Annotated in this window: 13 protein-coding genes; 8 read left to right on the top strand and 5 right to left on the bottom strand. The window is 30.2% G+C overall.

The features are described 5' to 3' along the window. Position 1: 1 nt before the first annotated feature. From gyrB to dnaA, 5 genes are all read right to left on the bottom strand, one after another. Complete coding sequence (gyrB, locus tag ABID14_RS06940; protein WP_354368511.1) at positions 2 to 1,915, bottom strand: DNA topoisomerase (ATP-hydrolyzing) subunit B; 1,914 nt, start codon at positions 1,913 to 1,915, stop codon at positions 2 to 4. A gap of 13 nt (positions 1,916 to 1,928) precedes the next feature. Next, on the bottom strand, positions 1,929 to 3,005 hold the full coding sequence (gene recF / locus ABID14_RS06935; RefSeq protein WP_354368509.1) for a DNA replication/repair protein RecF: 1,077 nt from the start codon (positions 3,003 to 3,005) through the stop codon (positions 1,929 to 1,931). Continuing rightward, a complete protein-coding gene (gene yaaA / locus ABID14_RS06930) occupies positions 3,002 to 3,220 on the bottom strand; it encodes a S4 domain-containing protein YaaA (RefSeq protein WP_354368507.1) in 219 nt (72 codons plus the stop codon). The genes recF and yaaA overlap by 4 nt, the downstream gene beginning before the upstream one ends. Then, entirely contained in the window at positions 3,221 to 4,315 is a 1,095-nt protein-coding gene (dnaN, locus tag ABID14_RS06925) for a DNA polymerase III subunit beta (protein WP_354368505.1), read from the bottom strand. A 143-nt stretch (positions 4,316 to 4,458) separates the two neighbouring features. Further along, on the bottom strand, positions 4,459 to 5,808 hold the full coding sequence (gene dnaA, locus ABID14_RS06920) for a chromosomal replication initiator protein DnaA (protein WP_354368503.1): 1,350 nt from the start codon (positions 5,806 to 5,808) through the stop codon (positions 4,459 to 4,461). Between the two features lie 503 nt (positions 5,809 to 6,311). Here dnaA and rpmH point away from each other — a divergent pair. The 8 genes from rpmH to rsmG all read left to right on the top strand — a co-directional run bounded on the left by rpmH (position 6,312) and on the right by rsmG (position 12,623). Continuing rightward, positions 6,312 to 6,446 carry a 50S ribosomal protein L34 gene (gene rpmH, locus ABID14_RS06915; protein ID WP_435529957.1) on the top strand — a complete coding sequence of 45 codons (135 nt, stop codon included), beginning with the start codon at positions 6,312 to 6,314 and terminating at the stop codon, positions 6,444 to 6,446. 8 nt (positions 6,447 to 6,454) lie between these two features. After that, the gene (rnpA, locus tag ABID14_RS06910; RefSeq protein ID WP_354368501.1) at positions 6,455 to 6,790 is read left to right on the top strand and encodes a ribonuclease P protein component; all 336 of its coding nucleotides are present in this window, start codon (positions 6,455 to 6,457) and stop codon (positions 6,788 to 6,790) included. Further along, a complete protein-coding gene (gene yidD / locus ABID14_RS06905; protein ID WP_354368499.1) occupies positions 6,787 to 7,002 on the top strand; it encodes a membrane protein insertion efficiency factor YidD in 216 nt (71 codons plus the stop codon). Before rnpA ends, yidD begins: the two co-directional genes overlap by 4 nt. Positions 7,003 to 7,020: 18 nt before the next feature. After that, positions 7,021 to 7,749: a YidC/Oxa1 family membrane protein insertase gene (locus tag ABID14_RS06900; protein ID WP_354368497.1), complete on the top strand. Its 729-nt coding sequence runs from the start codon at positions 7,021 to 7,023 to the stop codon at positions 7,747 to 7,749. After that, on the top strand, positions 7,749 to 8,543 hold the full coding sequence (jag, locus tag ABID14_RS06895) for an RNA-binding cell elongation regulator Jag/EloR (protein WP_354368495.1): 795 nt from the start codon (positions 7,749 to 7,751) through the stop codon (positions 8,541 to 8,543). Before ABID14_RS06900 ends, jag begins: the two co-directional genes overlap by 1 nt. A gap of 104 nt (positions 8,544 to 8,647) precedes the next feature. Beyond that, a complete protein-coding gene (gene mnmE / locus ABID14_RS06890) occupies positions 8,648 to 10,027 on the top strand; it encodes a tRNA uridine-5-carboxymethylaminomethyl(34) synthesis GTPase MnmE (protein WP_354368493.1) in 1,380 nt (459 codons plus the stop codon). A gap of 6 nt (positions 10,028 to 10,033) precedes the next feature. Beyond that, positions 10,034 to 11,941: a tRNA uridine-5-carboxymethylaminomethyl(34) synthesis enzyme MnmG gene (gene mnmG / locus ABID14_RS06885; protein WP_354368491.1), complete on the top strand. Its 1,908-nt coding sequence runs from the start codon at positions 10,034 to 10,036 to the stop codon at positions 11,939 to 11,941. Beyond that, a complete protein-coding gene (gene rsmG, locus ABID14_RS06880) occupies positions 11,928 to 12,623 on the top strand; it encodes a 16S rRNA (guanine(527)-N(7))-methyltransferase RsmG (protein WP_354368489.1) in 696 nt (231 codons plus the stop codon). Before mnmG ends, rsmG begins: the two co-directional genes overlap by 14 nt. The last annotated feature ends 119 nt before the right edge of the window (positions 12,624 to 12,742 follow it).

The raw sequence follows: 12,742 nt of genomic DNA, 5'->3' as shown, positions 1-12,742 counted from the left end.
CCTATGCATCCACAAAATCTGCATATTCTGCATTTTCTGAGATGAAATCACGTCTTGGTTCTACTTCTGAACCCATTAAAATGTCGAATGTTTCATCAGCTTGTTGCAAATCGTCAATATTTACTTTGAGCAGTAACCTATTATCAGGATTCATAGTTGTTTCCCAAAGTTGCTCTTCGTTCATTTCTCCAAGCCCTTTGTATCTTTTGATATTTACTTTATCACTTTTATATTCTTCAAGAGCAAGTCTTAGCTCTTTATCATTGTGGCAATATCTCAAAATCTTATTGCCTTTTTCGATACCATAAAGTGGTGCTTGTGCAACATATACATGCCCTTCTTCTATTAATGGTCTCATATATCTAAAGAAGAAAGTTAAAAGCAGTGTCATTATATGGGCACCATCCACATCAGCATCGGTCATGATTATAATTTTATTGTATCTCAGTTTTGAAATGTCAAACTCTTCGCCAATTCCTGTTCCAAATGCAGTAATCATAGCTCGAATTTCAGATGAATTTAATATTCTATCAAGTCTTGCTTTTTCAACATTCATAATCTTACCTCTAAGTGGTAAAATTGCTTGATAAGCTGAATCACGTCCATCTTTTGCAGAACCGCCTGCTGAATTACCTTCGACTATAAATATTTCATTTCTTTCAGGGTCATCATTTTGACAGTCTGTGAGTTTGCCAGGAAGAGTCATACTTTCGAGATTGTTTTTCTTTCTAGTCAAATCTCTAGCACGTCTTGCAGCTTCTCTTGCACGTCTTGCTGAAAGTGATTTTTCTAAGATTTTCTTTCCAATTTTAGGATTTTCTTCTAAAAATACTGCCAATTCTTCTGATAAAACAGAATCCACTACTCCTCTTGTTTCAGAGTTTCCAAGCTTAGCTTTAGTTTGTCCTTCAAATTGTGGATCAGGAAGTTTGACACTTATTACAGCTGTCATACCTTCTCTAACATCTTCTCCAGATAAGTTTTCTTCTTTTTCTTTGATTATATTATTTTTACGCCCATAGTCATTTAAAGTACGTGTTAGTGCCGATCTAAAGCCTGAAAGATGTGTTCCACCTTCTTCGGTATTTATATTATTGGCAAAACTAAGTACTACCTCACTATAAGAGTCAGTATATTGAATGGCAATTTCAATTGCTGTTTCTTCTTTTACTTTTTCAATATATATAATTTCATCATGAATTGGTTTTTTCTTCTCATTGATAAATTCAACGAAAGATTTTATACCACCTTCATAATAATAAACTTCTTGTTTTTTATGTCTTTTGTCTATAAATTCAATTTTAATTCCTTTATTTAAAAAGGCCATTTCTCTAAATCTTTTAGACAGAGTTTCAAAAGAAAATTCTACTGTTTCAAAAATTTCAGGATCAGGTTCAAAATAAATAGTTGTACCTGTGTCAGTTTTTTTAACATCTCCAATGATTTTTAATTCACTAGTAGCATGTCCTCTTGAAAATTCTTGTTGGTAAATTTTTCCATCTCTTTTAATTGTAGCAACAAGCTTTGTTGAAAGTGCATTTACTACAGAAACACCTACACCATGAAGCCCACCACTTACTTTGTAAGCTCCATTGTCAAATTTACCCCCAGCATGAAGTATAGTAAGAACAGTTTCTACTGTTGATTTTCCTGTTTGAGGGTGCTTTTCTACTGGTATTCCCGAACCATTATCTGAAATTTCGACATAGCCATCTTCATCTATTTTAATAATAATATGGTCGCAGATACCTGCAAGTGCCTCATCTATTGAGTTGTCTACAACTTCATAAACTAAATGGTGTAGTCCTTTAGGTCCTGTTGAACCAATATACATCCCTGGTCTTTTTCTAACAGGCTCAAGCCCCTCTAAAACCTGGATATCGCTAGCACCATAATGTCTTTCAGTGTTTGCCATGTTTTCTCCTATTCTAATTTATAATTTTTCCATTACTTATTTGGAAAAATTTTGCATCTATATTTTGTAAATATTTATTTACCTCTGTAGTAGTGATAAATGTCTGTGTGTTTTTGAGAGAATATATAAAATATCTTCTTCTATTAAAATCTATCTCCGAAAATACATCATCTAATAAAAGAATTGGATATTCATTATATAGACTTTTTATCAAATCCGTCTCTGATAGCTTAAGACTAAGTACAATACTTCTCTGTTCTCCTTGAGAACCATATATTTTTGATGAAAGTTTGTTTATTTTAAAATCCAAGTCATCTCTATGCGGGCCCACAGTTGTATATCTTTTTTCCATATCAACTGTAAAAGTTGAGTTTAAAAGATTCAGATAGTTTTTCTTTAAAAGTTCTTCATCAAGTACTACTGGTACAGTAGAAAGATAAGTTATATTTAAATCGTCGCCTGCAATGTTTTTATAATGATATTTTGCAAATTCATTTAATTTTTTTATAGCTTTTAGCCTCATTACAATTATTTTAGTCCCATTTACAGCAAGTTCTCTGTTGTAAATATCTAATAAATTTTTATCCATCTTAATTTTTAAGAGTTTATTTCTTTCAAATAAAATTTTCCTATATCTTTGATAATAATAATCATAAGAAGGTTCTAAATTTGAAAGTATTTCATCTAGAAATTTCCGCCTATCCCTAGGTGAATATTTTATCATATTTAAGTCATTTGGGCTAAAAAGGACTGCAAATCTAGATTTTCGATATTCTTTAGAATTCACTTTTTCATCGTTTATATATAGTTTTTTATTTTGATTATTGAATATCTCAATTCTATAATCGTCCTTATATTCTTTATTCATGTATCTAGAAATAATACTAGATTTATTTTCATCTAAATTAATAAGTTCATTGTCTTTAGTATTTCTATAACTTGTAGATTTTACAGACATATAAATAGCTTCAATCAAATTTGTTTTACCAGAAGCGTTGAGTCCATATAAAATATTTATATTCTCGTCTGGATTAAACACGAGATTCTTATAATTTCTAAAATTTAGAAGCTTTAGAAACTCCAGTCTCATTTTTCACCAATTACAACTACATTTCCATAAAACTCGACTTCATCATTTGGATAGAGTTTGCGTCCTCTTCTAGTTTCAATTTCGCCATTAACTTTTACGAGTTCATCTTTTATTACATTTTTAGCCATTCCGCCAGTATCACAAAGACCTGCAAACTTTAAAAGAGAATCTAGTTTTATAAATTCAGTGTCTATATTGATAATTTGTCTTTCCATTTATCCCGCCAACCTTACTGGTAAAACTAAATAAATATATGAGTCATCTTCAGATTCTGTAATAATTAAAGGATTCACAGAATCTGTAAAATTTAGAAGAATATCTTCATTTTCTAATATTTTAACACCATCTAATATATATTTAGAGTTAAAAGCTATTTTTAAATTTTCATTTACATTAGACGTTTGAACTTTTTCAAAAACATCTCCAATTTCAGAATTACTCTTTATTTCAATAGAACTATCTTCAATATTTAATTTAATAAGATTTGCTCTATCCTCTCTAGCTAAAAGTGAAGCTCTTTCAACTGCTGATTGAAACTCAGATTTTTTTACATCACAAGTTATATCGTGATTATCACGCAGTAGTCCATTATAGTTAAAAAACTCTCCACTTAAAAGTGTTGAATAAAATACTGTATTATTGAAAGAAAATACAATATTATTTCTAGAAATATGGATTTCTACATCGTAATCATCTTCAAGAATTTTTACAAGTTCATTTAAAGATCTCGATGGAATAATAATAGATGTTTCAAAATCCACTTCTTTTTCTATCTTTTGAATAGCCATTCTGAATCCGTCAAGAGCTACAAAATTAATGTAGTCTTTTTTAATGTCCATCAAAACACCTGTAAATATTATTCGAGTTTCATCTTGTGAAACAGCAAAAGTAGTTTTTTTGACAATATTTTTAATTTCACTAGCAGACATAGTCAGCTTTTTATATTCGTCAATACGTGGTAAATCAGGATAATCTTCTGCATTTTGCGTACTAATATTAAATATTGATTCGCCACATCTTAAATTCATATTATAATTTTCAACTTTTATATCTATTAAATCATTATTTAGTTTTCTGACAATATCTCCAAATAGTCTCGAATGTATAACTAATTGTCCTTCTTCTTCAACTATACATGAAAGTTTTGTTCTTATGCTGATTTCAGTATCTGTAGCTGTAAGAGTTAAAGTGTTATTTTCAGCTTTTAGCATAATACCTTCTAATATTTGCATAGTTGTTCTAGCAGAAATTGCTTTTTGAACTATTTGAATATGCTTAGCCAGTTCTTTTCTATTTATTCGTATTTTCATTTTTCCTCCTAGAAAATAGTATATTAAATAGTAATAATAGTAGGGGCTGTTGATTTGTGGATAAGTCCTCACAAGATTTAATAATCATAATTTATTAATCTTGATAAAATGTGGATAACTTTTGATAATTCGATAGTTATCCACTATGACTTAATTTCTTTAATCAAATTAGTTATTTCTATTTTAAATACAGGATCATTTTCCATATCTTTTTCTATCTTGTCATAAGCATGAATAACAGTTGAGTGATCACGTCCACCAAATACATCTCCTATTTTAGGGAGGCTTAAATCAGTGAGTTCTCTAGTTATATACATGGCTATTTGCCTTGGATAAGCAATAGCTTTTGTTCTTTTTTTGGAATTAATATCTTCTATTGAAATACCATATTTTTTTGAAATAACGGATTTAATATATTCGCCCGTAACCTTCTTTTTGGCCTTAGTTTCATAAATATCTCTAAGTACTATGGCTGCACTATCTACTGATATGTCAGCATCAGTGAGTTTAGAATAAGCCATTACCTTTGATAATGCTCCCTCTAGTTCTCTAATATTACTTCTCACATTTTCTGCAATAAAATTCATAACATCGTCTGATACCTCAAAACCTTCAGAATCAGCTTTATTTCTGAGAATAGCAATCCTTGTTTCTAAATCTGGTGCAGAAATATCTACTACTAATCCCCATGCAAACCTAGATACCAGCCTCTCTTCAAGAGATTTTATTTCTTTTGGTGGTTTATCTGATGTAAGAACTATTTGTTTATTTTGTTCGTGAAGTTCATTAAATGTATGAAAAAACTCCTCTTGAGTTCTATCCTTATCGGCTATAAATTGAATATCGTCAATTAACAGTAAATCAACTTTTCTGTACTTATGTCTAAATTCTTCATTCTTATTTGTTTGTATAGAATTAATAAGTTCGTTTGTAAATTGTTCACTTGTAACATATAGTATTTTCTTTGTAGGATCTTGACCTATTACAAAGTGACCAATAGCCTGCATTAAGTGAGTTTTTCCAAGACCTACTCCCCCATATATAAAGAGTGGGTTTGAAAATGCGTTGCGTGGGTTTTCGTAATTTTCAGCTACAGCAAGGGCTGCAGCATGAGCAAATTCATTACTCTTACCTACTACAAAAGTTTCAAAAGTGTATTTTGGATTTAACCTTGTTGAATTTAAAAAAGACTTATTAGAAAATGAGCCTGGTGTCATATTTTCTGCTTCAGCCTCAGATATAATAGTGACTTCAAATTCTATTCCAGTAACGTCTTTTAAGGCAGAAACTACAAGGTCAAAATGCCTTTTGTTATTGGCAAGATAATCTCTTATAAACTGAGAAGGAACTGTAATTACAATACTTTTATTATCATAGTCTACTGATTTAGGTAGCATCCTAGAAAACCAAGTAGAGTAAGTAACTTGAGACATGGATTTTTTTTCCAATTCTTTTAAGAATGATTCCCACATAGTGGAAAGTTTTTGATCCATATTTCCTCCTTTATTAACAATTTTGAATTGTTTAAAAATTAATATGTATAAAGTTATCAACATTTGTTAATAAACTGTTGATAAAAAGATATAAACATTTTAAAATTTGGTTATTGTTTATAAAAAGCTTTTAAAAACTATTAAAACTTCCAAATTTAAAAAATAAAAATAAACTTACCAACAATTTATCAACAGATTGTTAATAGTTTTATTTATAAACAGTTTTATTTTTATCGACATACATATAAAATTTATCCACATATATTTTAACAAATAAGGCTCAACTTATCAACAGATGGTGATTTAAAGTGATAATTAAATATTTTATATTTATTTTGATTTTTAAATGTATTATTGATTATGGAGATATTAATTGTCTAATTTTGAATAGATTTTACTATCAATACTATATATAATAGATAAAATTTTGAAAAATCAGCTTAAAGTCTTGACAATGTGGGTTTTTGTCAATAAAATAGTAAAGATGAAATGAGGTGAAAATAGTGAAAAGAACATACCAACCAAAAAACAGACAAAGAAAAAGAGAACATGGTTTTCGTTCAAGAATGAGAACTAAATCAGGTAGAGCAGTTATCAGTGCTAGAAGAAGAAAAGGTAGAAAGAAATTATCGGCATAAATTTAAAAATGAAGGATTGTTATTTAAAGAAAAATAGTGAATTTCAAAGGGTCTACTCGGCAAAGAATATTTCCGGGTCTAAATATTTAACTTTGTTTACAAAGAAAAATAACATGACCTACCCCAGAGTAGGTATTACAACTACTAAAAAAGTAGGAAATGCTGTAAAAAGAAATTTTGTAAAAAGAAGGTTAAAACATCTATATAGAGAAAATTATGACAAAATAAAAGATGGATATGACTATGTTTTTGTTGTCAAAAAAGGAGCCTGTGAGGCTGAATTTTATGATCTCAGATACTCTTTTTTTAATGTCTTAAAAAGACAAAAGAAGGTAAAAAGATGAAAAGAATTTGTATGCTTTTGATACGTTTTTATCAAAAAGTAATTTCTAGATATTTACTTCCTGGAAGTCATTGCAGATTCACACCCACGTGTTCACAATATAGTTATGAAGCCTATGAAAAGTACGGATTTTTTAAGGGAAGCTATTTGACTATAAAGCGTCTTTTAAAGTGTCATCCTTTTCATGATGGTGGTTACGATCCTCTCATTTAGAATTGGAGGAAACGATTAATGAGTTTAATTAGTTCTTTATTAGGTAGTTTCGTAAGGCTGATTTACAATTTACTTGCAGGGACTATTCCCCAAGAGCCAGAAAGCATATCTTTTTTAGCACTATCAATTATTATTGCTACAATTATAATAAAAATACTTATATTGCCCCTTAATATTTCACAAACTAAAAATCAAAAGAAGCTTGCTAAGCTTCAACCACAGATTATGGAGTTGCAAAGAAAGTATAAGAACGATCCACAAACTTTGGCGGCTAAACAACAAAAGTTATATAAAGAGTCAAATTATAAAATGAGTGCAGGATGTCTGCCTATGATTTTAACTCTTGTAATTTTGATGGCTTTCTATAGAGTATTTTTATATCCACAAAGATACGCTTTTACAGATCCAGGTGTATACGAGGCTATGAGCAAAAACTTTTTCCATATTTCTAATTTGGATAATCCTGATACTACTTTAATTATGCCTCTTGTGGCTGCTGTGAGTACTTTTTTAATGAGTTTTATTTCTATGAAAAACCCAGCGACTCAAGGTGCAGGAGCAGATCAGGCTCAGTCTATGATGAAGAGTATGATGATAGTTATGCCTATTCTGATTTTTATGATGGGTAAAAATTTTGCAGCAGGTCTTGTAATTTATTGGACAGTTTCGAATCTATTTGCCATTGTTCAACAACTGATAACTAATAAGATTGTTAAAGATGAAGTTGAAGAGGTTAATGAAAGATAATGAATTATGTAATTAAGACGGGAAAAACCGTAGATGAAGCAGTAAGAGAGGCTCTAATTGAGTTAAATATTACTGAAGATGATGCTATTATTGAAGTCCTTGAAGAGGCACAAAAGGGATTTTTGGGAATTATTGGTTCCAAGGATGCCACTGTAAAAGTTTCTAGAAAAATTGATGATACTAAAAGCATCTTAAATGAAATATTTAACGAAGATATTGAACCAGAGAAGAGCCAGGAGAAAGTTCAAGAAATTGAACCTGAAATCGAAAATAATGTTTTTCATGAAGAAAGTGAAGACTTAAAAGAAATAAATGATGATATCTCTGAAGATCAAGTTATAATTGAGACTGCAACAGAATTTATGAAAAAAATTCTTGACACTTTTGAACTGAATAATGAGATTGATGCTAGTTTAGAGGGAAATACACTAAGTGTTAATGTACTTGGTGACGAAAATAAACTAGGTATATTGATAGGTAAAAGAGGTGTCACTCTTGATTCTATCCAATATATATTAAATTTGATAGTCAATAAAAAATCTTCAAGATATATTAGAGTTACATTGGATACAAGTGGATATAGACAAAAGAGAAAGAAAACTTTACAAGAACTTGCACAAAAGCTTGCCAATAAAGTTATAAAAACTGGCAGAGCAGTAAGACTTGAACCAATGAATGCTTATGAGAGAAAAATCATCCACACTTCACTTCAAGATTTTGAAGGAGTTATAACTCATTCTGAAGGCAAAGATCCTTTCAGAAAAGTGGTAATTCAAAAAGAAAGAAAATACTAAATTTTAAGGCTTTTAATTTATTTAAAGGCCTTCTTTTTTGTTTAAGATAAATGTAGTATTATAGATGAAAGAAGTATTTATTTGGTTTTAAAAGGAATGATTTTATGCAAAATTTAAACGATACTATTGCCGCTATTTCTACTGCAATTGGTGAAGCAGGTATTGCCATTGTTAGACTTAGTGGTGAAGACAGTATTAATATTATAGATGAAATTTTTGTTGCAAAAAACAAAAAAAAGATTAAAGATGTTGAAAATAGAAAGTTTGTATATGGACATATATTTGATGAAGACAAGGTTATTGATGAGGTTTTAGTCGTTAAAATGCTTGGACCACATTCATATACGGCGGAAGATATTGTAGAAGTTCACTGTCATGGTGGAGTTGTGGCTGTAAAAAGAATACTCAATTTAATTTTATCCAAAGGAGCTAGATTAGCTGAAAGAGGAGAATTTACTAAAAGAGGATTCTTAAATGGAAGAATTGACCTAACTCAAGCTGAAGCTGTAATTGATATGATAAAATCAAAAACAGATATTTCCTTTGATATCGGTTTAAATCAGTTAGGTGGCTCTTTAAGTAGCGTCCTGAGTGCTCTTCAAGATAAAGTTATATCTATGCAAGCACTAATTGTTGCAAATATCGACTTTCCAGATGATGAAATTGAAGATGCAACATATGATGAATTGGATAAGAGATATGAGGAGATTATTTCAAAAATCGACAATTTACTTGAAAACTCTAAAAATTCTAGGCTTCTTAGAGATGGTATAAATACAGTTATTTTAGGCAAGCCTAATGTGGGCAAATCTTCTCTTTTAAATGGTTTGTTAAGATACGATAGAGCAATAGTTACTGATATTGCTGGAACGACTAGAGATGTAATAGAGGATTATATTAATCTTGATGGTGTTTTGTTGAAGATAACTGATACAGCTGGCATTAGAGAAACAGAAGATGAAGTTGAGAAAATTGGTGTCTCTATTGCTAAAGATAAAATGAAAGATGCGGATCTTATTATAGCGATATTTGATATTTCAAGAGAATTCGACAACGATGATAAAGAAATACTCAAATTAATTAAGGATAAAAAACACATCACTATTTTGAATAAAGATGATCTAATTCAAAAAATTAGTGATGAAGATATAGAAAAGTATTTTGGCAAAGATTATTTAAAACTTTCTGTTATGGAAAATCAATCTATAAGAGAAATAGAAAATTTGATTAAAGACATGTTTTTTGATGGGAAAATTCAAATATCGTCAGATGGAGTTTTATCTAATATCAGACATATAAATGCTTTAAAAGAAGCAAGAAAAGATTTAGAAGCTGTTAAAAATGGTATTGATGAAAAAGTATTTCTCGATTTAATAGCAGTTGATCTTGAAAATGTAATAAATCATATTTCAGAAATCACAGGTGTAATTACAACTGAAGATATATTAGATCGTGTATTTTCTGAATTTTGTATAGGGAAGTAGGTTATAATGGCAGAAATAAAATATTATGAAGCAGGAGATTTTGACACAATTGTAGTCGGTGCAGGTCATGCTGGAAGTGAAGCTGCACTTGCTGCTGCAAGACTTGGTGCCAAGACTTTGCTTTTGTGTATAAATTTAAATTCAATCGCTGAAATGAGCTGTAATCCAAATATTGGAGGAACTGGAAAAGGTCATCTAGTGCGTGAGATTGACGCATTAGGTGGCGAAATGGCAAAAGTTATTGATAAGACTTTTATACAATCTAGGATGTTAAATACTTCAAAAGGACCAGCAGTACATTCACTTAGAGTACAAGCGGATAAGAGAAAATATCATGAGGTTATGAAAAGAGTCCTAGAGAATGAAGAAAATTTGTATTTAGTTGAAGATGAAGCTATCAAAATATTGAAAGAAAACAATCAAATAACGGGTGTTTTGACAAGAAATGGAGCTGAATACAATACAAAAACTGTCATTCTTTGCACAGGAACATATTTGAGAGCTAGAGTATTTATGGGAGAAGTTAATTACTCTTCAGGTCCTAGTGGGTTTGGGCCAGCTAATCATTTATCTAAATCATTAGAAGAAGATTTTGGAATGAAACTTCGCCGATTAAAAACAGGAACACCAGCTAGAGTTCTACGAAAATCAATTGATTACTCAACAATGACTGAACAATGCGGCGATGAAAAAGTGGTACCTTTTTCTTTTGACAACATAGATAAAGATTTAAATAAAAAACAAGAATTATGTTATCTAACTTATACAACTGCTAAATGCCATGAAATTATAAGAGATAATATCGAGAGATCTGCACTTGCACTTGGTGATATAGAGGGCAAAGGGCCTAGATATTGTCCTTCTATTGAAGATAAAGTCATGAGATTTGCTGACAGAGATTCCCATCAAGTTTTTATTGAACCTGAGGGCCTAACTACAGATGAGATGTATATTCAAGGGGTTTCATCATCGCTACCAGTTGAGATTCAACAACAATTTTATAAAGAGATTATTGGACTTGAAAATTGTAGAATATTAAGACCGGCCTATGCCATAGAATATGATGCTATAGATGCCACACTTCTAACAAGGTCTTTAGAACATATGGATTATAAAGGAATGTTTTTTGCTGGTCAAATAAACGGTTCAAGTGGATATGAAGAAGCTGCGGGTCAAGGAATAATTGCAGGTATGAATGCAGCGTTAAAAATTAAAGGAAAAGACCCTTTAATATTAGATAGATCTGAGGCATATATTGGGGTTTTAATTGACGATTTAGTAACTAAGGGTAGCAAAGAGCCATACAGAATGATGACTTCACGTGCTGAATATAGATTGACTTTGCGTCAAGACAATGCGGACCTTAGACTCACACAGTTGGGCAGAGATATTGGACTTGTTGATGATAAAAGATATGATGGTTATCTATATCGTAAAAATGAAATAGAAAAAGAAATAGCTAGAATTAAGAAAGTAAAAATAACACCAACTTCAGATAATAATAAAGCTTTAAAAGAACTTGGTTCTACTAGCTTAACAAATGTATCATCTATATATGAATTAATAAAGAGACCTGAACTGGATTATAAAAAGTTGGAGGTTTTTGATTCAGAGAGACCAGAAATTAGAGATGATATAATAAGAAATGTAGAAATAGAAATAAAATACGAAGGCTATATAAATAAGCAAGAAATACAAATCAGACAATTTAAAAAGCTTGAAAACAAAAGTCTTTCAAAAGATTTAGATTATAATAGTATTGAAGGATTAAGACTTGAAGCCAAAGAAAAACTTTCAGATATAAGGCCTGAATCCATAGGACAAGCATCTAGAATAACAGGTGTTTCACCAGCGGATATAAATGTATTGCTGATATATTTGGAACACAAGAGGAGAAAAAATGAAATTAGTTGATTATTTTAACGAGTATAATTTAAAAACTGAAAACATTAAAGAATTTGAGGAATTTAAGAAGTTCTTGTTAGATTACAATGAACACACTAATTTAACTAGAATTACTGAAGAAGATGAATTTAATGTCAAACATTTTTTAGATAGCCTTTCAATATTCCGAACTAATTTAATTGATGAGAATAAAAAAATTATTGATATTGGGGCAGGTGCGGGGTTTCCAGGGATCCCATTAAAATTATATGATAAAACTTTAGATATAACACTTCTCGATTCACTTAAAAAGAGAATTGATTTTTTAAATCAAGTAATTGAAAAATTCAATCTAAAGCAAATAGAAGCAATTCATGCAAGAGCAGAGGAAATAGCTCGAAATCCTATTTATAGAGAACAATATGATATTGCTATATCTAGAGCTGTGGCAAACCTTAGAACCTTGTCTGAATATGCACTTGGTTTTGTAAAGGTCGGCGGGTATTTCATTTCACAAAAAGGACCTGAATATATAGAAGAAATTAAAGATGCACAAAATGCAATAAAAATAATGGGTGCAGAAGTACAAGAAACTATTAAAGTTCCACTACCAAATGATATAGAACATTATTTAATTGTCATAAAAAAGGTAAAAAACACTAACAAAAAATATCCTAGAGGTGGCGGGAAGCCACGTAAAAAGCCACTGTAAACAAAATGCTCTATGTAGAGCCTTCTAAAAAAATGCTCTACGTGGAGCATTTTTTTATTGTAAGTGCTCCACGTGGAGCATAATTAAAATATATATTTCTGATTACATATTTTAAAATG

This window comes from Peptoniphilus olsenii (assembly GCF_040545475.1).
Taxonomy (GTDB): domain Bacteria; phylum Bacillota; class Clostridia; order Tissierellales; family Peptoniphilaceae; genus Peptoniphilus_A; species Peptoniphilus_A olsenii.
The sequence above is the reverse complement of the archived record's forward strand: the minus strand, read 5'-3'. Positions and strand labels throughout refer to the sequence as shown.